This window comes from Acidovorax sp. CF316 (assembly GCF_000276605.1).
Lineage (GTDB): Bacteria > Pseudomonadota > Gammaproteobacteria > Burkholderiales > Burkholderiaceae_C > Acidovorax.
The window spans coordinates 22,005-43,256 of record NZ_AKJX01000003.1 but is presented as its reverse complement, the minus strand read 5'-3'; the positions used below and the strand labels follow the sequence as shown (position 1 = coordinate 43,256).

Sequence of the window (21,252 nt, the reverse complement as noted above, 5' to 3'; positions counted from 1 at the left end):
CCCCCACCATCGGCTGGCCCAGCCGGTCCTTCATCTCGGCCGCGAGCGTGCGTGCCATGGCATCGGTGGGGCCGCCAGGCGGGAAGGGGATCACCAGCGTGATGGGACGGTCCGGGAAGGTGTCGGCGTGCGCCAGCGGCATCAGCGGCAGTGCAGCGGCGCTGGCGAGCACGAGGGTGGTGAGAAGTCGCATCGGTTTGTCTCCGTGTTGTCGTGGGGGAAAGCGGTCGATCAGGCCGGCACGGCGTTCGCGGCGCCGCCGGTCCATTCCAGCGGCAGGTGCGGCGGGGCGAGCGGGTCGCGCGGCAGCACGCGGTGCAGCAGCACCAGCTGCGCCCATTCGATGCGCTGCGCGGAACCACCGCGTGCGCCCTCCCAGGCCATGGCGATGGCGCTGGTGACGTGGTAGAGCGCCGAGGCGGCCTGGCGCGCGAGCACATCGCCGCCCTCGTCGGCCGCGAGCAGGGCCAGCGCTGCCGCGCGGGCGAGCGCACCGCGCAGCGCGGCCGCAAAGCCCGGCGCGATGGCAGCGTCGTCCAGCAGCGCCTCGCAATGGGCCTGCAGCACGGGCAGCGAGCCCTCGCGCTTCACCGCGCGGACCACGTCCAGGGCCACGATGTTGCTGGTGCCCTCCCAGATCGAGCCCAGGTGCGCGTCGCGCACCAGGCGGGGATCGCTCCACTCCTCGATGTAGCCGCAGCCGCCGCGCACCTCCATGGCATCGCCGGTCACCTTGCGTGCATCGCGGCAGGCGCGGAACTTGATGAGCGGCGTCAGGATGCGCAGCAGGGGATAGGCAGCGGCCTCGCCCGCGTCGGAGCGTGCCAGCGCCTGGGCGGTCTGGAACACCATGCTGCGGGCCTGCTCGGCGGGCAGCACCAGCTTGTGCAACTGGCGCTGCATCAGCGGCATGTCCTGCAGGGGTTTGCCGAAGGCCCGGCGCTCGCGGGCGATGTGCTCGGCCTCGGCGACGGCGCGGCGCATCAGGCCGGCTGCGCGCACGCCGTTGGACAGGCGCGAGTTGTTCACCATGTCGGCCATCTGCACGAAACCCCGGCCCTGCTCGCCGACCAGGTAGGCCAGCGCCCCTTCGAGCCGGATCTCGCCACTGGCCATGGAGCGCGTGCCCAGCTTGTCCTTGAGCCGCAGGATGCGGTAGTGGTTGGGTGCCCCGCCATCGAGCAGGCGAGGCAGCAGGAACAGCGAGACCCCCTTCAGGCCCGGGCTGCCGCCATCGCAGCGCGCCAGCACCATCGCGAAATCGGCATCGGGGTTGGAGCAGAACCACTTGTCGCCGGTGAGGCGCCATTGGCCCTGCCCATCGAGCCAGGCGCGCGTCTGCGTTGCCGCGATGTCCGAGCCGGCGGCTTGCTCCGTCATGAACATGGCGCCCTGGGCCACGCGGTCGAAGTCCAGGTGCTGCAGGCGCGGCAGGAAGCGCGCGACCAGCTCGGGGCTGCCGAATTTCTTCAGGGTGCGCGCCAGCGAGTCGGTCATCGACACCGGGCAGCACAGGCCGAACTCGGCCTGCACGAAGAGGTAGGTGAGCACGTACTTGACCAGCGGCGGCATGCGCCCCTTCCACCCCAGCGTCTCCTCGCGGTGCGACATCGCGGCCAGGCCGAACTCGCTGAAGGCCAGCCGCTCCATCTCCACGTAGGCCGGGTGCTTGTGGACCGTCTGCAGGTCGATGCCCGTGCGGGTGCGCAGCGACAGGGTGGGCGGGTTCCTGTCGGCGGTGCCGGCCAGTTCATCCAGCACGCCACCGGCCAGCGCGCCCAGCCGCTCGAAATGCGGGCGCATGTGCGCCAGCAGGTCGGCCGGCAGGTAGAGCGCCAGCAGCCGGTGCAGTTCGGTGTCGCTGTCGTAGAGGCTGGCGCCATGGCGGTCGGGCACGGGGTGGTCGTGGACCGCGTCGGATGGCGAAGAACGGGTGGGCATGGCGTGTCTCCTTTGCCGCGATTCTTGGCCGGTGATCAATTCTTGTCTAATATTGATTAGGTCTTGTTCATTCCGATTTGAATATCGGTAAAGGGTTTGCGATGGAACTGCGCCACCTTCGGTACTTTGTTGTCCTGGCCGAGGAACTGCACTTCGGACGGGCCGCCCGGCGCCTGGCCATCTCCCAGCCGCCGCTGAGCGTGGCCATCCGCCAGCTCGAGGATTCGGTGGGCGCGCAGCTGTTCGAGCGCAGCAGCAAGGCCGTGCGCCTCACGCCGGCAGGGCAGGCGCTGCAGGCCTCGGCGCTGAGCCTGCTGCAGGCGGCCCAGGAGGCCGCCACCGAGGCGCGCCAGGTGGCCCAGGGGGCGGCCGGCCGGCTGCGCATCGGCTTCGTCGGCTCCATGCTCTACCGCGGCCTGCCGCAGGCGCTGGTGCGCTTCCAGGCCGCACACCCGGCCGTGCGGGTCACGCTGACCGAGCTCAACTCCGCCGAGCAGATGGCCGAGCTGCTCCACGACCGGCTGGACATCGGCTTTGCCCACACGCACCGCGTGCCGGCCGAGCTCGACTGCCGCCTGCTGGTGTCCGAGCCTTTCGTGGCCTGCCTGCCCGCAGGTCATCGGCTGGCCAGGAAGCGCGCGGTGGCGGTGGGCCAGCTCAAGGACGAGCCGTTCGTGCTGTTCTCGCGCAGTGCGTCGCCCGACTACCACGCGCGCATCCTCTCGGTCTGTGCCGACGCAGGCTTCTACCCCGAGGTGCGCATGCAGGTGCGGCACTGGCTGGCCGTGGTGTCCCTGGTGTCCCAGGGCATGGGCGTGGCCCTGGTGCCCGATGCGATGCGGCACTGCGCCCTGCCGGGAGCGGTGTTCCGGCCGCTGGCTGGTTCGGGCCGGCAGTCCGAGGCCTATGGGGTCTGGCAGGCGGCCTCGCGCAACGTGCTGGTGCCGCGCCTGCTCGAGGAGCTGGCGGCACACCCCGATCGCGCCGGCCGGGCGGCAAGCGACTGACTGGCAGGTCGCTCAGCCTTGCACGGCCTGCGCCAGGTCGTCCACATGCACCATCAGCTCCCGCACGCAGCGCAGCGTGGGGTACTGCTGCAGCACGGGTTCCCACTGCGGTGATTCCAGCAGGGCCTGCCAGACGGGCTCCAGGTCCTGCGCATCGGCCGGCCGGCCCTCGGCCAGTGCGGTGGCGAACGCCAGGCTCTGGGCGGCGCCGAGCAGCTGCATGCGGCTTGCGGCGGCAAGCAGGTGGGGTGTTGGCGGGGCGGGGGCGTCGGTGCAGTAGAGCACCGTAGCCCGCAGATCCGTGTCCGGCCTGTCCAGGGCGCCCAGGGAGGCGCCGCGCAGCCGCACTTCGCCCTCTCGGCTGAGGAAGGTGTACGCCGTGCCCGCGTCGGCATGGCCAAGCAGGCGCAGGCCGCGCCGCAGGCGCGAAAAATCGCTCGCCACGGCATCCACCGAGGCCTTGGCCTCCAGCAGCAGGCAGACATCCCAGGCTGGTGGCTGGCCCGCAGTGCCGGGGGCCTGGTGCAGCAGCACGGCATCCCATTCGCTCTTGGCGCGCTCGGCGCTGGCGGGGATGGAGGGCGGCACCCGCAGCGAGGTCACCACGCGCCAGGCACCGTGGCTGCCCTCGGCCCGGTCCAGTCGCTGCGCCAGGGCCTCCAGGGCCCGGGCGGCCAGGGTTTCCATGGCGGCACCGCGCTGCTGCGCCATGTCGCCATAGGCGCTGGCTTCGGCCGTGCCCGGGCGGGGGCCCTGCCGGTCGCGCAGGCGCTGGTAGGCCTGTACCTGCGGGTCGTCCTGCAGCGCGCCGGCGCGTTGCAGGCGTGCCAGGGCAGGGCCTTCCAGCAGCCGGGCCAGGCTGCGCTGCAGCGCAGGCGCATCGGCGGTCTGCGCCATGGCAAGCAACTGCTGCAGCGTATCGCCCAGTGCGGCCCACTGCCCGGACTCCGCCTGGGCGTGCAGGCGCTCCAGGGCATCGTGCAGTGCACCGGGGCCGCAGTGCTGGCGCCTGGCGGGGTGTGCCACGGCATTGGCGCCCGCGCGCAGCTGCCGGCGGTCCTGCTCGGCATGGTTCTGCAGGTCGATGCATTCCTGCACCTGCGGGGCCTGGCGTGCGAGCACGGTGGCCTGGTAGGCCGCGTCCCCATCCTCCATGCGCATGGCCTCGCGGATCAGGTGGGCCAGGGCTTCCAGGAACGACTGCCGCGTGGCCGCATCGGGGCGCTGCGCGCCGGCCCGGGCCCGGCGCACCTGTTCGAGGGCCAGGGCCATGGCGGCCGTGGGGCCGGCCTGGGGTCCTGCCTCAGGCTCTGCAGGCAGCCGGTAGCGGCGTGCAGCCGTGCGCAGCACCTGGTCGAGCAGGGGCGGGCGGGGAGGCCGGGGCAGTGCCCCCGGATCGGACATCAACCCCTGCCGCCTGTGGGCTCGGGTCCGGCGCCACGGTGGGACTTGGTCCAGTCGTAGGGCGAACCGTCGGGCAGGAGCCGGGCTTGCACCGTGCTCACCCCGGCACGCCCCACGCTCTCGCTGAGTTCGCTGGAAAGGCTCACATGGCGCTTGCCGGCCTTGCGCTTGTCTTCGCAGAACTGCAGGGCCGGCATCAGCTGGCCCGGGTCGAAGACCTGCATGGCGGGAGTGCCGGGTGCTTCCAGCCAGTAGACGACGATGCTCATGGGCGACTTTCTTCGGGTTCTGCCCCCGATTCTCGCCTGCCTGTCGCGCGTTGGCTGGATGCGCCTGGTTTGGGCGGCCTTACCTGGCCAGCGTCAGCGTGCCCTTCATCAGGCTGGAATGGCCCGGAAAGGAGCAGAACCAGGCGTAGGCCTCTCCTGCCTTGAGCCTGGACACGTCGAAGCCCACCGCGTCGGTCTCGCCACCGCCGATGACCTTGGTGTGCGCGATCACGCGGGCATCCCCGGCCTTGACGTAGGCCTTGTCCACGCCGGCCGCCATGCCATCGGCGGCCGCGCCCTGGGCATCGGCCGCCTTGGTCAGCACCCAGTTGTGGCCCATGGCCGTCTTGGGCAGCTTGCCCACGTGCTTGAGCTTCACGGTGAACTGCTTGCAGCTGGCAGGCACGGCGATGCTCTGCTTGTTGAACTGCATGGCATCGTTGCCTTCGATCTCCACATCGCAGGTGGCGGCAAACGCCGGGCTGGCAAGCAGGGCGGTCAGCAGCAGGGCGGCGGAACTCTTCATCATCATCCTGGTCGTCATTGTCGATTTCTCCATCGGTAAAAAGGCGCTTGCATGCCCGGCGTGAGAGGCCGGGCCTGGCGGTGAGTGGACCACCGCTGGCCGCTGGGCTCCTTGATGTGCATCAACGGCGCGTGCGCCCTCTTGCAGCGGCAATCCGGTGGGGACAGGGGAAGGCCCGGTATTTCGGGACCCCGGCTTGAGCTAGCATGGTCCATGGCCGAGAATTCCCCACCCATGCCCCTGCGCGCCGAGCAACCCGGCCGCCGGCTGGGGGCATTGCTGACGGGCGCCAATGCCCTGCTTGCGGCGCTGCTGTGTGGCCTGGTTCTGTGGGTGCTGTCCTCTTCGCGGCAGAACCACGAAGAGCGAGCCCGCACCACGGCGGAAAGCCTGGTGGCGATCACCGGTGCCAACGTGGGCTCCGAGCTGGGCCTGATCGATGCCGTGCTCAGGATGACGATGGATGACCTCCTGCGCAGCGGATTTGGCTCGCGTGTGGCGGGCGACGACATCCAGCGCCTGCTCGATGAGCGGCGCCACCTGCTCCGGGGCGCCGAAGGCTTTCGACTGGCGGATGAGAAGGGCGCCGTGCGGTGGGGCAATCAGGTGGGAGGGGCGATGGTACCGTCAATCGCTGGCCGGGAATTCTTCCAGCAGGCCAGCCAGTCCGTATCGGGCGATCCCATCGTTTCCCGACCCGTGGTCTCGCAGGTCTCAGGCAACTGGGTGATCGTCATCGCACGTCCCCTGCGCGTGAACGGTCAGTTCGCGGGGGTCCTGTACGCGACCATCCGGGTGGACCACTTTGCACAGATGTTCCACGGCTACGAGCTGGGTGAGCGCGACGCCATCACGCTCCGGACGCGGGATCTGCGTTTCGTGGCATGGATGTCGCCCGGGAACGAGGTCCATGTCGAGATTGGATCGACCCAGGTCTCCGACGAGCTGCGGGCTACCCTGGCGATCAAGCCTTCATCCGGCGTCTACACGGCCGCTTCTGCGACCGATGGAGTGGAGCGGACGGTCGCCTACCGTGAAGTGCAGGGCTGGCCGTTCATCGTCTTTGCAGGGCTCAACAACCAGCATTTCTTCCAGCCCCTGGCGCAGGAGGCACGCACGCTGTCGCTGATGGCGGGGCTCATGTGGCTGCTGAGCTGCGCTGCCGCCATCGTGGTCTACCGGCTGGGGCTGCGCGAACTGGGCACCCTGCGCGCCCTGGAGGCGCAGAGCCGGCGCACACAGATCCTTTTGCGCGTGGCTGGTGACGGCATCCACATCATCGACCGCCAGGGACACCTGGTCGAGATGAGCGATTCGTTCGCGCAGATGCACCGATCTTCCCGGGAGGCGCTGCAGGGCAGGCACGTGTCCAGCTGGGATGCCAACCAGAACGAAACGGCCATCCGCGGCTGGCTGGCCAAAGTGCGTGATGGAGATCGGCAGCGTGTGGAGGTTCAGCACCGGCGGGCGGACGGCGAGGTCATCGATGTCGACTTGCACTGGCATGCGGTGGACATCGACGGACGGTTGCTGATCTTCGGCTCAGCCCGGGACATCACCGACAGGAAGCGCCTCTTGCAGCGTGTCGAAGAGTCCGCGGCGCGCATGCAAGACCTCTACGACCATGCACCCTGCGGGTATTTTTCACTCGATGCCGATGGCGGTGTCGTACACATCAATGCCACCCTGCAGCAATGGCTGGGCAGCACGCCCCTGGACTCTCATACCCGCTTCAGCGAGCTGCTGCAGGGCGAGCACCGCCAGCGCTTCCATGACCACTTCCTCATGCTCACCCTGCAGGAGCGGGCACCCGAGATCGAGGTCGAGCTGGCGCCGCCGGGCGCTGCGCGCCGCTTCGTGCGCATCAACTCCACGGCCGTGCGCGATGGACAGGACGGGCAGGGCAACTTCCTGATGAGCCGCACCGTGGCGGTCGATGTGACGGCGCAGCACGAGGCGCTGCGCCAGGTACAGGCACTGTTGCACGAGCAGTCGGCCATGCTCAACAGCGACCTGGTGGGCATGCTCAAACTCAGCGGACGCACCATCACCTGGAAGAATGTCGCCATGGAGCGCATGCTGGGCTATGGGCCCGGCGAACTCGAGGGGACCGAGGTCCAGGCCCTGTATGCGCGCGGCGAGGACTACCGCAACGTGGAAGAGGCCGCCGCGCTGCGGCTGGGCCGGGGCCAGAACTACCGCACCGACGTGCGCCTGCAGCACAGGAGCGGCGAGGCCATCTGGGTGGACCTGAGCGGAGTGGGCCTGTCCGACAGCGAGACCTTCTGGATGGCGGTGGACATCTCGGCGGCCAAGCGGGCGCATGCGCAGATGACGCACGTGGCCTTCCACGATGCGCTCACGCAATTGCCCAACCGCCTGCTGCTGGTGGACCGCCTGCGCCAGGCCCTGGCGGCGGCGCAGCGGGCCGGCCACGGGGTGGCGGTGTGCTTCTCCGACCTGGATGGATTCAAGGCCGTGAACGACCAGTTCGGGCACGATGCGGGTGACCAGCTCCTGGTCGAGCTGGCCCGGCGCATCTCCGGCAGCATCCGTGCATCGGACACGGCGGCGCGCATCGGGGGAGACGAGTTCGTGCTGGTCCTCACGCCCGTGGCCGGGGACGAATGGCGTGCCGTGCTCGATCGCCTGATGCAGGCGGTTTGCCAGCCCGTGCACCTGCCGGCCTCCGGCGCGACCGTGCGCGTGGGCATGAGCATCGGTGTCGCGCTGTCGCAGGGGCGGCTCGACGCGCAGGAACTGCTGGCCGAGGCGGACGAGGCCATGCTGCAGGCCAAGCGGTCCGGAAAGCACCGCGTGCAGCTGGCGCAGGTGGTGCAACCGCTGTCTTGACGCCGCGCGGGGGACTACGCGGGCAGGTACTGGCGCAGAAAAAGTTCCAGCTCGTCGGCCGGCAACGGCCGGCTGAACAGGTAGCCCTGGGCCTCGTCGCAGCCCTGCTCACGCAGGAAGGCCAACTGGCCTGGCGTTTCCACGCCTTCGGCCGTGGTGCGCATGCCCAGTGCCTGGGCCATGCGGATGATGGCGCTGACGATGGCGCGGTCGTTGCCATCGTCGCCCAGGTCGCGCACGAAGGACTGGTCGATCTTGAGCTTGAAGATCTGGAAGCGCTTGAGTTGGCTCAGCGACGAGTAGCCGGTGCCGAAGTCATCCATGGACATGCGCACCCCGCGCGAGTGCAGGCTGTCCATGGTGGCCACGGCCGAGTGCGGGTCGTCCACGGCCACGCCTTCGGTCAGTTCCAGCTCCAGGCAGTCGGGCGGCAGCTCGAAAATGGTCAGGATGCGGCTCACCAGCTCGGGCAACTGGGGCTGGCGGAACTGGATCGCCGAGAGGTTGACCGCCATGGTCAGCCCCGGAAAACCGTTGGCGTGCCAGTCCTTGAGCTGGGTAAGGGCCGTGCGCAGCACCCATTCGCCGATCTGCAGGATCTGGCCGCTGTCCTCCGCGATGGGGATGAACTCGGTGGGCGAGATGCTGCCCATCTGCGGGTGGTCCCAGCGCAGCAGGGCCTCCACGCTGTGCACCTGGCCGGTGGCCAGGTGGATCTGGGGCTGGTAGTGCAGGTACAGCTGGCCGCGCTCCAGCGCGCGGCGCAGCGCGTTCTCGACCTGCAGGGCGCGCACCGACTGGGCCTGCATTTCGGGCGTGAAGAAGCGGAAGGTGTTGCGCCCGTCGAGCTTGGCACGGTACATGGCCACGTCGGCCGACTGGGTCAGCGTGTCGAAGTCGGCGCCGTCCTGCGGGAACAGGGCCACTCCCATGGACGGCGCCATGGTCAGCTCGTGGTGGTCGATCTGGTAGTGCTGTCGCGAGGCCTCCTGCAGCTTGCCGGCCACGCGTGCGGCCCCGTGGGCATTGGCGCCCGGCAGCAGCAGGATGAACTCGTCGCCCCCCAGGCGCGAGACGGTGTCCTTGTCGCGCACCACCGCGCGCAGGCGCTTGGCGATCTCCACCAGCAGGGCGTCGCCCACGCGGTGGCCCAGCGAGTCGTTGACATGCTTGAAATGGTCCAGGTCCAGGAAGATCAGCGCCAGCGGCGTATTGCCCTCCTGCGCCACGCGGATCGCCTCCTGGGCGCGCTCGGACAGCAGGGTGCGGTTGGGCAGGCCGGTGAGCGGGTCGTAGTGGGCCAGCCAGTAGATGCGGTCCTGGTCGGCCTTGCGGTCGCTGATCTCGCGGTGCAGGTTGTCCACCGTCTCGCGCAGCTCGCGCGTGCGGTCCTGCACCTGCTGCTCCAGTTGTTCATGCACGCGCGCCAGGGCCGCCTGGGCCTGCTTGCGCTCGGAGATGTCCATGGTGATCCAGATCGATCCCTGGTCCGGGTCGTCGGGATCGATGAACTTGGCGCGCACCTCGCAGGTGAGCGGCGTGCCGTCCCGGCGGCACATGACCACCTCGCCCTCGTAGGACTGGCCGGCGGCGAGCACGGGGTAGCAGCGGTGGCCCACCTCCTCCCAGTCCTCGTCGCTGGCATACCAGCGGCGCGAGGGACTGCCCGCCAGCTCACCGGGGCCGTAGCCCAGCATGTGCTCGAAATGGCGGTTGCAACGCGTCAGGTGCCGGTCGCGCAGGAACACGATGCCGACCATGGCCTGGTCGAACAGCACCTGCTTTTCGCGCACGGCGGCGCTCAGCAGGGCCTGGGCCTGCTTGTGCTCGTCGATGTCGTCGAGGATCCAGATCGAGCCTTCGCTCGTGTCCTGCGGGTTGATGAGCCGCCCGGTGAGGCTGCCCCAGAACAGCCGCCCGTTGCGCCGGCGCATCTGGCGCTCCACGCGGTAGGCCTGTCCCCGGGCCAGCACGGGGTAGGCCTCGCGCCCCAGGGCGCGGAAGGCGTCGCGGTCGGGGTAGAAGGCCTCGCTGCTCAGGCCCGCCAGACGCTGCGCCGACTCGTAGCCGAAGATCTCCGCATAGCGCGGGTTGCAGCGCACCACCACCCGCTGGCGGATGAACACGATGCCCACGCCCGCGCTCTCGAGCAGCATCTGCTGCTCGCGCAGCGTGCGCTCCAAAGACGCGTCGGAAGAGTCCCCAGACGGCAGGCGTTCTGGGGCAATGGACAGCAAGGACATGGCGGCCGGACCCGGGGGGTGAGGCGCGATGCCCCAAAAAAAATGTACCAAAGTGTAGCAGTCCAGGCTTACAGCGGTAACCGCCTGGTAACCGGACCCCTTCCGCACAGGTGCAGGCACCCCCAGGGCGCAGTCGGGTGGTGCATCCCGCTTGTCATGGCATTGACATCCTGCGGACACGCAGGCGTCACCTGCGGCTTTCAAACTCCATCGCATTGAAGCACACCACCCGGTGATCCGGGGCACCAGCGGCCATGGGGCCGCCTTGTACGAAGGAGTTGATCCATGAGCGATTTGCCCAACCCCACCCTGCCGCTGGCCCCTGCCGCCCCCTCCAGGGGCGCAATTCAGCGCCCCGAATCCGCGGTGGGCGCGGTCGCTGCGGTGGCCGGCATCCCGGTGCGTGGCGGTGTGGAGGTGGAGTGGGCACGGCACCTCGACGAGGTCCGCCAGGCACAGAAGCTCCGGTTCGACGTGTTTGCCGGGGAAATGGGCGCTCGATTGACGACCCCCGTGCCCGGCCACGATGTGGACCTGTTCGACGACTATTGCGAGCACCTGCTGGTGCGGGATGCGGCCAGCCGGCAGGTGATTGGCACCTACCGGGTCCTGACCCCCGCGCAGGCGCGCCGCGTGGGCAGCACCTACAGCGACACCGAATTCGACCTCACCCGCCTGCGCACCCTGCGCCCGCGCATGGTGGAACTGGGCCGCAGCTGCGTGCACCCCGAGCACCGCCACGGCGGCGTGATCATGGCGCTGTGGAGCGCGCTGGCCGACTTCATGGTGCGCAACCAGCTCGACACCATGATCGGCTGTGCCAGCATCCCCATGCTGCACAACGGCGTGATCAGCGGCGACGCGGCCGCCAGCATCTGGAACCAGGTGCGCCAGACGCACCTGGCCCCCATCGAATACCACGTGCTGCCCCGCCTGCCACTGCCCGTCGAGAAGCTCGACGGCTCCACCTTCGTGGAGCCGCCGGCCCTGATCAAGGGCTACCTGCGCCTGGGTGCGCGGGTGCTGGGTGCCCCGGCCTGGGACCCGGACTTCAATTCTGCAGACCTGCCGATGCTGATGCGCCTGGCAGACCTGCACCCCCGTTACCGCAAGCACTTCCTGGGGGCCTGATGCGCGCCGCGTTCGACGCGCTCGGCGACTGGACTGCACACGTGGGAGGTGGGCAGGACTCTGCCGCCGACGCCGACGACGCGCATCCACCGGGCCACCGCCACCTGCGCGCGGTGTTCATCTCCGACCTGCACCTGGGCACGCCCGGCTGTCAGGCCGAGGGCCTGCTCGACTTCCTCAAGCACCACCCGAGCGACCACCTGTACCTGGTGGGCGACATCGTGGACGGCTGGCAACTGCGCCGCCGCTGGTTCTGGCCCCAGGCCCACAACGACGTGGTGCAAAAGCTGCTTCGCCGCGCGCGCAAGGGCTGCCGCGTGGTGTTCGTGCCCGGCAACCACGACGAGTTCGCCCGGGCCTTCGTCGGCCATTCGTTCGGCGGCATCGAGGTGGCCGAGGACACAGTGCACACCACGGCCGATGGCCGCACCCTGTGGGTGACCCATGGCGACTATTTCGATGGCGTGATCCAGTGCGCCAAGTGGCTCGCCTATGTGGGCGACAACCTCTACGAGTTCACGCTCAAGCTCAACCGGCACCTGAACACGCTGCGCGCGCGCATGGGGCTGCCGTACTGGTCGCTGTCGGCCTATCTCAAGGGCAAGGTGAAGACGGCGCTGAACTACGTGACGGACTTCGAGGTGGCCGTGGCTGCCGAGGCGCGCCGCCGTGGCCACGATGGGGTGGTCTGCGGCCACATCCACCGCGCCGAGATGCGCGAGATCGACGGCATCCTGTACTGCAACGATGGCGACTGGGTGGAAAGCCACACGGCGCTGGTCGAGCACATGGATGGCCGCCTGGAGCTGGTGCAGTGGCACTCCGTGCCCGGGCACCAGACGAACACGCAAACCCGCAGCAGCGAGATGGCCGTATGAAAATCGCCTTGTTGTCCGACGCCTGGTCCCCCCAGATCAATGGCGTGGTCACCACCCTGGTGGAACTGGTGCGCCACATGGAGAGCGCCGGGCACCAGGTGCATGTGATCCAGCCGGGCCTGTTCAAGACGCGCCCCTGCCCGGGCTACCCGGGGATCGACCTGGCTGTCCGGCCGGGCCGGGAGATCCAGCGCATCCTGGACGAGCTGCAGCCCGACGCCATCCACCTGGCGACCGAGGGCCCCATCGGCTGGGCCGGGCGCCGCTACTGCCTGCGCAGGAAGCTGGCCTTCACCACGGCCTTCCACACCCGCTTTCCCGAGATCCTGAATGCCGCAGCGCACATCCCGCTGGGACTGGGGTACGCACTGTTCCGGCACTTCCACCGGCCTTCGTCGGGCGTGATGGTGCCCACGGTCGGCGTGCTCAAGATGCTCGAACGGCGGGGTTTCCGCAACCTGCGGCAGTGGACGCACGGGGTCGACACCACGGCCTTCAGCTACCAGGCCGAGGCCACGCCGCACCCCTTGGTGGGTGCCCTGGCCCATCCGGTGGCCCTCTATGTGGGGCGGGTGTCCTACGAGAAGAACATCGAGGCCTTTTTGCAGCTGGATATGCCGGGCAGCAAGGTGATCTGTGGCGTGGGCCCGCTCGAAGAGCGGCTCAAGGCCCGCTACCCGCAGGCGCGCTGGCTCGGGATCCTGGACCGCGCCACCCTGGCCGGGGTGTACGCGGCGGCCGACGTGTTCGTCTTTCCCAGCCGCTCGGAGACCTTCGGCCTGGTGATGCTGGAGGCCATGGCCTGCGGCACGCCCGTGGCCGCCTACTTCGAGGACGGCCCGATGGAAGTGCTGGGCGCCCATGCCGGCGGGCAGGCGCGCGGCGGCGTGCTGGACACGGACCTGATGACCGCCGCCCAAAGCGCGCTGGCCGTGCCGCGCCACGAGGCGCGCAACCGGGCGCTGGAGTTCACCTGGGCGCATACCGCCCGGTTGTTCCAGCAATTCCTGGTTCCCGCCCGTCCACGCCGAGATGACGACGCGGTTTCTGTCACAAAAACTGTCACATCACTGTCATCTGGCCGTTAAATACTGCAGGCACCCGCTCCCCGTGGCTTTCGAGTGCCCATGCCTTCCTTCTCCTCCAGAAAACCTGTGATTTCGCAATGTGACAGCCCCGATGACCGCCAGGAAGCCGCTCGGCAGGCGGCGGCCGAACCCGTGCCCGCGCCTGTGGTGGCTGCCGCCGTGCCGGGGGCGCCGATGTTCCTGGATCGGGACCACAGCATCCTGGGCTTCAACGAGCGCGTTTTCGACTGGGCCGTGCGCACCGACGTGCCGCTGCTGGAGCGTCTGCGTTACCTGTGCATCGTGTCGTCCAACCTCGACGAGTTCTTCGAGGTGCGCGCCGCCGCCCACCTGACCGCCGCCAAGAGCGGCGAGGGCAAGGGGGTCTATACCGAGGCCTCCTTCGTTGCGCTGGCGTCCAAGGCCCATGACCTGGTGGCGCGCCAGTACTCGCTGTACAACGACTCCCTGGTGCCCGAATTCGCGCGGCACGGCATCCGCATCGTCTCGCACGGCGAGCGCTCGGCAGCCCAGCGCTCCTGGGTGCATGAGTATTTCATGCGCGAGGTGCGCCCGCTGCTGATCCCGGTGGGGCTCGACCCCGCCCACCCGTTCCCGCAGGTGGCCAACAAGTCGCTCAATTTCATCGTCCGCCTGCATGGCCACGATGCCTTCGGCCGCAAGAACGAGGTGGCCATCGTCAAGGTGCCGCGGGCGCTGCCGCGCCTGGTGCGCATGCCGCCGCGCCTGGCTGCCAAGGGCGAATCGCTGTTCGTGAGCCTCTCGAGCATCATCCGCGCGCACCTGGACGACCTGTTTCCCGGCCGCGAGGTCACGGAGTTCTCGCAGTTCCGCGTCACGCGCCACTCCGATCTGGCGCTCGACGAGGAGGATGTGCGCAACCTGCGCACCGCCCTGCGCCAGGGCCTGCAGCACCGCCACTATGGCCAGGCCGTGCGGCTGGAGGTCTCGGCCGGGTGCTCGCAGTTCCTCTCGCGCTTCCTGCTCGAGCAGTTCGACCTGCCCGAGCCGGCGCTGTACCGCGTGCACGGCCCGGTGAACCTGGTGCGCCTGACGCAGCTGGTGGACCTGGTGAACGACCCCGCGCTGCTGTTCCCGGCCTGGCGCTCGGCCTGGCCGCGCCAGCTGGTGCCGGGGGTCTCGATCATGGAGCAGCTGGGCAAGCGCGACGTGCTCATGCACCAGCCCTTCGAGAGCTTCGATGGGCTGCTGGCCTTTCTGCGCGAGGCGGTGAACGACCCCCAGGTGCTGGTCATCAAGCAGACCATCTACCGCACGGGCGCCGACTCCGAACTCATGGACCTGCTGACCGAGGCCGTGCGCCGCGGCAAGGAGGTCATGGCCGTGGTGGAGCTCAAGGCGCGCTTCGACGAAGAGGCCAACATCAATTGGGCCGAGGCGCTTGAATCCATCGGGGCCCAGGTGGTGTATGGCGTGGTGGGGCTCAAGACCCATGCCAAGATGCTGCTGGTGACGCGCCGCGAGGGGCGCCAGCTGCGCCGCTACGGGCACCTGTCGACCGGCAACTACAACGTGCGCACCGCGCGCCTGTACACCGACCTGAGCTACCTCACGGCCGACGAGGACACCACGGCCGACATGGATGGTGTGTTCAACCACCTGGCCAGCCAGAACCGGCCGCCCAAGCTGCGCAAGCTGCTGCTCGCGCCCTTCCACCTGCAGCGCCGCATGATCGAGAAGATAGAGCAGGTGGGCCTGGCCGCCAGCCGGGGCGAGGATGCGCGCATCGTCGCGAAGATGAATGCGCTGACCGACGAGGCGCTGATGCGTGCCCTGATCGTGGCCGGCCAGCGTGGCGCGCGCATCGACCTCATCGTGCGCGGCGCCTGCATGCTCGCGGCCCAGGTGCCGGGAGTGACCGACAACATCCGCGTGCGCTCGGTGATCGGCCGCTTCCTGGAGCACACGCGGGTTTTCTACTTTCGCGCAGGCAGCGAGGAAGACCTGTACCTGTCGAGCGCCGACTGGATGAACCGCAACATGATGCGCCGCGTGGAGCTGGCCTGGCCCGTGACCGAGCCGCGCCTGCGCCGCCAGATCGTCGACGAGTGCCTGGTGGCCTACCTGCACGACGACCGCGACGCATGGACGCTCAACCCCGACGGCACCTATGCCCGGGCACCCCATCCCGAAGACGGGCAAGGTGCGCAGGCGGCGCTCATGGTGCGCTACGGACCGCCTGTGCCGGTGGCGCGGGTGGAGCAGCAAGGAACGTGATGATGGACTTGATCCTGTGGCGCCATGCCGAGGCCGAAGAAGCCCAGGACGGCTCGGACGACCTGACCCGCGCGCTCACGCCACGGGGCGAGAAGCAGGCGGCGCGCATGGCCGCCTGGCTGGACCGCCAGTTGCCCGAGGGCCTGCGCGTGCTGGCCAGCCCATCCCGACGCACCGAGCAGACGGCCGATGCCCTGGGCCGCAAGTTCAAGATGCGCGCCGAGCTGCTGCCCGGCGGCACCACCGAGGACCTGCTGGAGCTGGCGCAGTGGCCACGGGCGCGCGGCGCCGTGCTGATCGTGGGCCACCAGCCGGTGCTGGGCCAGACCATTGCGCAGTTGCTGGGCATGCAGGCGCCCGAATGCGCGGTGCGCAAGGGCGCCGTGTGGTGGCTGCGCCAGCGCCAGCGCATGGACGAAAGCCAGACGGTGCTGATGGCTGTGCAGTCGCCAGAGTTCGTCTGACCCTGGCGGCAGCACCTTCAATCACCACCACGCAGCGGCCCGAGGGCCGCTTTTTACTTGCGGCCGTTCTTGGCGGCAGGTGCGTCGGCCTTCGGGCGGCCGGTCTTGATCGACGGCACGGCCTGCAGCGCGCTGCGCAAGGCGGTGTCGGACAGGCCGGCCAGCAGCTTGAGGCCAGCGCGCAGCAGCTCGCTCTTCTTGGCGGGCTGGGCCAGGGCGGCGGCGCGCTGCTTGAGCGTCTCGACCACGGCGTACTCGTCCTTGGGGATGGTGAAGCTGTCGCGCACCAGCTTGGGCTTCTTGGCCTTGGCTTCCTTGGCGGGGGCCACGGTTGCAGCGGGCTTGCTCGCAGCGGGGGCGGCTGCTGCCTTGGTTTTTGCGGCGGTCTTGGCGGTGGCCGCAGGCTTGGCTGCGGGGGCCTTGGCGGCTGCCTTGGGCGCGGCGGCGGCAGGCTTGGCTGCTGCGGACTTCTTGGGTGCCTTGGCGGTCTTGGCTGCTGCGGCGGCCTTGGTGGTGGCGCTGGTCTTTGCGGCGGCGGGTGTCTTGGCCGCGGGGGCTGCGGCCGGGGTGGCTGCAGCGGTGGGGGTGACGGGGATGGATGCTGGTGCAGTGGTAGTCATGGCTTCGGAAAGTAAAACGGTATAAACAGTTTATACCGTTTTTATTTTCGAGTCACGGCAGCTCTGCCACCAGCTCCCATGGGGTCTTTTGCCAGGCCAGCATTTCCTCGCGCAGCAGGTGGGCCGATTGCGGGTAGCCCGTCGCCCAGCCCCGGCGTGCCGACAGCAGGAAGCGGTTGCCCTTGACCTGCAACTGCAGGCCCTCGGTGTCCGGGTCGCGGCGCGCATGGCACAGGGCCACGGCCAGCCGCAGGCACAGCAGTTGCAGGGCGAATCCCGCGTCTTCGAGGTCCACATCGAGCTTGCGCACCTTGCCACGCTGGCCCAGCACCAGCTGGCCCAGGCGGTGCAGCTCGGGCATGGCAAAGCCGGCGGCGTCGGTGTGGTCCAGGATGTAGGCGCCGTGGCGGTGGTAGTCGCTGTGCGAGATGCGGCAGCCGATCTCGTGCAGGCGCGCCGCCCAGTCGAGCTTGCGCGAGGCGCGCTCGCTGCCGGCCGGGGCGGCCTGGTCGAACAGCTGGCAGGCGATGCGCGCCACGCGCTCGGCATGCTCCACATCCACGCCAAAGCGCTGCATGAGGCCGTTGACGGTGGTGCTGCGCAGGTCGGTGCCCGGCTGCTCGCGGTCGAGCAGGTCGTACAACGCGCCCTGGCGCAGGGCGCCCTGGGCCACCTGCATCTGCTCGATGTGCAGCAGGTCGAACACGGCGCGCAGCACGCTGATGCCGCCGCCGATCACGGCGCGGCGCTCGTCCTTGAGGCCATCGAGGCGCACGCGGTCGGCGCTCTGCGCACGCAGCAGGCGCTCGTGCAGCCAGTCCAGGCCTTCGCGCGTGATCAGGCCCTCGGGCCCGCCAGCGGCGGTGAGGATGTCGCCGACCGCACCCGCCGTGCCCGAGGACCCGTAGGCCACATCCCAGCCGTCGGGCCGGAAGGTGGCCAGGGCTTCGTCGAGCACCGCCTTGGCGGCGATCTCGGCGGCCATGAAGGCCTGGGGCGTGAACAGGCCGCCGGCAAAGTAGCGCGAGGACCAGGCCACGCTGCCCACCCGAAAGGAGGCCACGGCGTGCGGCGTGAACTGCTGGCCCAGGATGAGTTCGGTGGAGCGCCCGCCGATGTCCACCACCAGCCGGCGCTCGTCGGACTGGGGCAGCAGGCGTGCCACGCCCTGGTAGATCAGCCGTGCTTCCTCGGGGCCCGAGACCACGTCGATCGGGTAGCCCAGCACCTGGCTGCCGCGGGCGATGAATTCCTCGCGGTTGCGCGCCTCGCGCAGGGTCTGGGTGGCCACGGCGCGCACCTGCGTGCGCGAAAAGCCGGCCAGGCGCTCGCCGAAGCGTGCCAGGCAGTCCCAGCCGCGCTGCATGGCCTCTGGGGTGAGGTTGCGGTCCTCGTCCAGGCCATTGCCCTGGCGCACAGTCTCCTTGAGGTATTCGACGCGCTGGACATGGCCGTGCTCGTAGCGGCCGATTTCAAGGCGAAAGCTGTTGGATCCCAGATCCACGGCTGCGAGCAGTGTTCCGTTGTGCATGGTGGTGCGCGGGGTGCGCTGTTTTCCTTTCGGCCCAGCATAGCACCCGGGCCGTCGTCTGGAGGCGAGTTCAGCCAATGATGCGTCCCGCCGTGGTGAGCATGGCCTGGGTCACGTAGGCGCTGGCGCGCTGGCGCCCCTGGTAGCTGACCGTATAGCCGCCGATGTTCAGCGTGGCGCGCTTTTGCAGCGCGGCCAGCATGCTGGCCCGGGTGATGGGGCCGTTGATGCCGCCCATGACCTCGGCGGTGTAGCGCGCGGCGATGTAGCCGGCCAGGCCCAGCGGGGAGGGCGGTTCGTCGTAGAGGCGGGCCAGCGCCTCGCGGTAGCTGCGCACCACGGGCAGGCTGGCGTTCACCATGGGAACGGCCTGCGTGACGATGACCGAGGCCTTGGCCGCGGTCGGACCCATCTGGGCCAGCACCTGCAGGTTCACATCGGCCAGGGCCACGACGTAGCACTGGCGGCCCTGGGGCAGCGCGAGCTGGTCCAGGAACGAAAAGAGCTCGGGCGTGCCGCCGATGAAGAGCACGATGGACTGGTCCACGCGCGCACCGGCACCGGTCTTGGCTGCAGCACCCTGCGGCGCAAGGGCCTGCACCTTGAGCGCCATCGATTGGGCGGCATGCGCCACCATGGCTTCGGACTGGCGCCGCGCGGAAGCGCTGGCATAGGCCACGCCCACCGTCTGCACCCCCATGCTGGCCAGGTTCTTGATGGCATGGGTGATCTGGGCCTCGTGCCCGGCGAACACGTCGAACACGGTGTCGCTGGAACCCGTGGCGGTGGAAATGCCTGCCGTGTCATGCAGCCAGGGCGCCACGAAGGGCAGGGCAGCATCGCCGGGCGCCTTGGCCTGCAGGGCGATGAGGCCGCTGGCCGCAGTGTTGCCCACGCAGCCCGACAGGGCGATGCAGGCGGCCTGGCGCTGCGCGGTCTGCCAGGCGGACTGCAGGCCCGCGGGCGTGCCGTCGGTCTCGAGCGTCAGGTGCTGCACGGGCCGGCCCTGGACGCCCCCCCTGGCATTGATCTCCTGCCAGGCCGTGCGCGAGCCGACGAGGAAGTCGCGGCTCACGTCCTGCTGGTCGGGGGACAGGTCGGCGATCTGCGCCACCACATGGGGGCGGTCGGCATCCGATTTTCTGGTGGATGGGTCGGTGCCCTGGCCCCAGGCCGGGCCTGCCAGGCCCATGGCCGCCACCCCTTGCAGCCAGTGGCGGCGCTGAACGCCGGAAGGAGGGGGTGTGCGTTCCATGTCGCGTGGTGGTGCGATTACTTCTTGGGAGGCATCAGCACGCGGTCGACCACGTGCACCACGCCGTTGGTGGCCACGATATCGGCCTTCTCCACCATGGCTTCTTCCACGGTGACGAAGGTGCCGGCGCGCGACAGGGCCACGTCGGAGCCGTTCAGGGTCTTGGTGTTGCCGGACTTGACGGCGGCAGCGGTCACGTTGCCGGCCACGATGTGGTGGCTGAGCACGGCCTTGAGCTGGGCCGGGTTGGCCTGCAGGTCGGCCAGGGTCTTGGCGGGCACCGCCTTGAAGGCGTCGTCCGAGGGGGCGAACACGGTGTAGGGGCCGGCGGCCTTGAGGGTGTCAGCCAGGCCCGCCTGGGCTGCGAGCTTGTTGAAGGTGCTCAGCGAAGGCGTCTTTGCAATCGTGCTGTCCAGGGGGGTGGGGGCGGAACCGGTGCTGGCGCAGCCGGCCAGGGCGGCGACCGTAGCCAGGGCGAGGGCAGATTGCAGTGCGTAACGGCGGAACATGTGATTCTCCAGGTAGGTAGCCGATTCATCTCGGTGGCGGGAGACTAAGCAGGCACCGTGACAACTGGATGACAAACGTAAACGCCTGTACAGAGGAGCGGGATGTGTGACAACCGATCTGTGTGTCACGACAATGTCACATACGGGTCCTAGAGTCGCCTCATCCCAACTCATTCATCCCAAGAGGTATCTCCATGAAAATGTCCGCGATTCGGGTCCTTGTTGCTGGTGTGGTCGCTGCTGGTGCGTTCTCTCAGGCCATGGCACAGCAGGAAGCCACCGGCGCAGGCGCCAGTTTTCCGGCTCCTCTGTATTCCAAGTGGGCGGCTGACTACAACAAGGCCACGGGCGTCAAGATCAACTACCAGTCGGTGGGTTCGGGTGCCGGCATGCGCCAGATCGAAGCCAAGACGGTCGACTTCGGCGCTTCGGACGCGCCCCTGAAGGACGACGAACTGGCCAAGAAGGGCCTGGTGCAGTTCCCCACCGTGATCGGTGGCATCGTTCCCGTGGTGAACATCAAGGGCATCGCGCCCGGCCAGATGAAGCTGAGCGGCCAGGTCCTGGGTGACATCTACCTGGGCAAGATCACCAAGTGGAACGACGACGCCATCAAGGCGCTGAACCCCGGTGTGAACCTGCCTGACGCCGCCATCGCCCCCGTGCGCCGCGCCGACGGCTCCGGCACCACCTTCGGTTTCACCAACTACCTGAGCAAGGTGAACGCCGAGTGGAAGTCCAAGGTCGGCGAAGGCACGGCCGTGAACTGGCCCACCGGTGCGGGCGGCAAGGGCAACGAAGGCGTCGCCGCCTTCGTGGGCCGCCTGCCCAACTCCATCGGCTACGTCGAGTACGCATACGTCAAGCAGAACAAGCTGACCTACACGCAGCTGCAGAACGCCGCCGGCAACTACGTCTCTCCTGACGATGCCACGTTCAAGGCCGCTGCTGCCGGTGCCGACTGGGCCAAGAGCTTCTACCAGATCCTCACCAACCAGCCCGGCAAGGATTCGTGGCCCATCACCTCCGCCACCTTCATCATGATGCAGAAGGCGCAGGACAAGCCTGTCCAGGCCACCACGGCCCTCAAGTTCTTCGACTGGGTCTACACCCAGGGCGACAAGACCGCCGCCGACCTGGACTATGTGCCCATGCCCGACAGCGTGAAGGCCATCATCCTGAAGTCCTGGGGTGATATCAAGGATACGTCCGGCAAGGCCGTAGCGTTCAAGTAATTTGACAGGGCCGGCGGTAAGCCGGCCCTTCAACTTCAAATCCATTGAATCAAGGCTACC

The 21,252-nt window shown here is 68.9% G+C and carries 17 protein-coding genes and 1 pseudogene; 8 read left to right on the top strand and 10 right to left on the bottom strand.

Going from position 1 to position 21,252, the window contains the following annotated elements; all coding sequences use genetic code 11:
* A pseudogene (locus tag PMI14_RS00190) lies at window positions 1-193 on the bottom strand (tripartite tricarboxylate transporter substrate binding protein); the annotation flags it as partial.
* Between the two features lie 38 nt (window positions 194-231).
* Window positions 232-1,941 carry an acyl-CoA dehydrogenase family protein gene (locus PMI14_RS00185; RefSeq protein WP_007847708.1) on the bottom strand — a complete coding sequence of 570 codons (1,710 nt, stop codon included), beginning with the start codon at window positions 1,939-1,941 and terminating at the stop codon, window positions 232-234.
* A gap of 101 nt (window positions 1,942-2,042) precedes the next feature.
* On the opposite strand from PMI14_RS00185, the gene PMI14_RS00180 reads away from it, so the two are divergent.
* On the top strand, window positions 2,043-2,948 hold the full coding sequence (locus PMI14_RS00180; protein WP_007847706.1) for a LysR family transcriptional regulator: 906 nt from the start codon (window positions 2,043-2,045) through the stop codon (window positions 2,946-2,948).
* 12 nt (window positions 2,949-2,960) lie between these two features.
* Here the strand turns inward: PMI14_RS00180 and PMI14_RS00175 are convergent, their stop codons facing one another.
* The 3 genes from PMI14_RS00175 to azu all read right to left on the bottom strand — a co-directional run bounded on the left by PMI14_RS00175 (window position 2,961) and on the right by azu (window position 5,153).
* Window positions 2,961-4,352 carry a hypothetical protein gene (locus PMI14_RS00175; RefSeq protein WP_007847705.1) on the bottom strand — a complete coding sequence of 464 codons (1,392 nt, stop codon included), beginning with the start codon at window positions 4,350-4,352 and terminating at the stop codon, window positions 2,961-2,963.
* Entirely contained in the window at window positions 4,352-4,621 is a 270-nt protein-coding gene (locus tag PMI14_RS00170) for a hypothetical protein (protein WP_007847701.1), read from the bottom strand. The genes PMI14_RS00175 and PMI14_RS00170 overlap by 1 nt, the downstream gene beginning before the upstream one ends.
* A gap of 79 nt (window positions 4,622-4,700) precedes the next feature.
* A complete protein-coding gene (azu, locus tag PMI14_RS00165; RefSeq protein WP_035201777.1) occupies window positions 4,701-5,153 on the bottom strand; it encodes an azurin in 453 nt (150 codons plus the stop codon).
* Between the two features lie 207 nt (window positions 5,154-5,360).
* On the opposite strand from azu, the gene PMI14_RS33295 reads away from it, so the two are divergent.
* Window positions 5,361-8,000 carry a diguanylate cyclase domain-containing protein gene (locus tag PMI14_RS33295; RefSeq protein WP_007847697.1) on the top strand — a complete coding sequence of 880 codons (2,640 nt, stop codon included), beginning with the start codon at window positions 5,361-5,363 and terminating at the stop codon, window positions 7,998-8,000.
* A 14-nt stretch (window positions 8,001-8,014) separates the two neighbouring features.
* On the opposite strand, the gene PMI14_RS00155 is transcribed toward PMI14_RS33295, so the two are convergent.
* Window positions 8,015-10,243, bottom strand: a complete 2,229-nt coding sequence (locus PMI14_RS00155; RefSeq protein ID WP_007847694.1) for an EAL domain-containing protein — start codon at window positions 10,241-10,243, stop codon at window positions 8,015-8,017.
* A 285-nt stretch (window positions 10,244-10,528) separates the two neighbouring features.
* Here PMI14_RS00155 and PMI14_RS00150 point away from each other — a divergent pair, with 285 nt between their 5' ends.
* The 5 genes from PMI14_RS00150 (at window position 10,529) to PMI14_RS00130 (ending at window position 16,042) form a co-directional block, all read left to right on the top strand.
* Window positions 10,529-11,374 carry a GNAT family N-acetyltransferase gene (locus PMI14_RS00150; RefSeq protein WP_007847691.1) on the top strand — a complete coding sequence of 282 codons (846 nt, stop codon included), beginning with the start codon at window positions 10,529-10,531 and terminating at the stop codon, window positions 11,372-11,374.
* Window positions 11,374-12,252 carry a UDP-2,3-diacylglucosamine diphosphatase gene (locus tag PMI14_RS00145; RefSeq protein ID WP_007847688.1) on the top strand — a complete coding sequence of 293 codons (879 nt, stop codon included), beginning with the start codon at window positions 11,374-11,376 and terminating at the stop codon, window positions 12,250-12,252. The genes PMI14_RS00150 and PMI14_RS00145 overlap by 1 nt, the downstream gene beginning before the upstream one ends.
* A complete protein-coding gene (locus PMI14_RS00140) occupies window positions 12,249-13,340 on the top strand; it encodes a glycosyltransferase family 1 protein (RefSeq protein ID WP_007847687.1) in 1,092 nt (363 codons plus the stop codon). Before PMI14_RS00145 ends, PMI14_RS00140 begins: the two co-directional genes overlap by 4 nt.
* A 174-nt stretch (window positions 13,341-13,514) precedes the next feature.
* A complete protein-coding gene (gene ppk1, locus PMI14_RS00135) occupies window positions 13,515-15,578 on the top strand; it encodes a polyphosphate kinase 1 (protein ID WP_035201782.1) in 2,064 nt (687 codons plus the stop codon).
* A complete protein-coding gene (locus PMI14_RS00130) occupies window positions 15,578-16,042 on the top strand; it encodes a histidine phosphatase family protein (RefSeq protein WP_007847685.1) in 465 nt (154 codons plus the stop codon). The genes ppk1 and PMI14_RS00130 overlap by 1 nt, the downstream gene beginning before the upstream one ends.
* A gap of 53 nt (window positions 16,043-16,095) precedes the next feature.
* On the opposite strand, the gene PMI14_RS35450 is transcribed toward PMI14_RS00130, so the two are convergent.
* The 4 genes from PMI14_RS35450 to PMI14_RS00110 form a co-directional block, all read right to left on the bottom strand.
* Window positions 16,096-16,662, bottom strand: a complete 567-nt coding sequence (locus PMI14_RS35450) for a hypothetical protein (protein ID WP_007847684.1) — start codon at window positions 16,660-16,662, stop codon at window positions 16,096-16,098.
* Between the two features lie 52 nt (window positions 16,663-16,714).
* Window positions 16,715-18,193 (bottom strand): Ppx/GppA phosphatase family protein, encoded by a 1,479-nt coding sequence (locus tag PMI14_RS00120; RefSeq protein WP_007847683.1) that lies wholly within the window; start codon window positions 18,191-18,193, stop codon window positions 16,715-16,717.
* 70 nt (window positions 18,194-18,263) lie between these two features.
* Entirely contained in the window at window positions 18,264-19,448 is a 1,185-nt protein-coding gene (locus PMI14_RS00115) for an ABC transporter substrate-binding protein (protein ID WP_007847682.1), read from the bottom strand.
* A 17-nt stretch (window positions 19,449-19,465) separates the two neighbouring features.
* Window positions 19,466-19,957 (bottom strand): fasciclin domain-containing protein, encoded by a 492-nt coding sequence (locus PMI14_RS00110; RefSeq protein WP_007847681.1) that lies wholly within the window; start codon window positions 19,955-19,957, stop codon window positions 19,466-19,468.
* Window positions 19,958-20,151: 194 nt separating this feature from the next.
* On the opposite strand from PMI14_RS00110, the gene pstS reads away from it, so the two are divergent.
* Window positions 20,152-21,192, top strand: a complete 1,041-nt coding sequence (gene pstS / locus PMI14_RS00105) for a phosphate ABC transporter substrate-binding protein PstS (RefSeq protein ID WP_007847680.1) — start codon at window positions 20,152-20,154, stop codon at window positions 21,190-21,192.
* The last annotated feature ends 60 nt before the right edge of the window (window positions 21,193-21,252 follow it).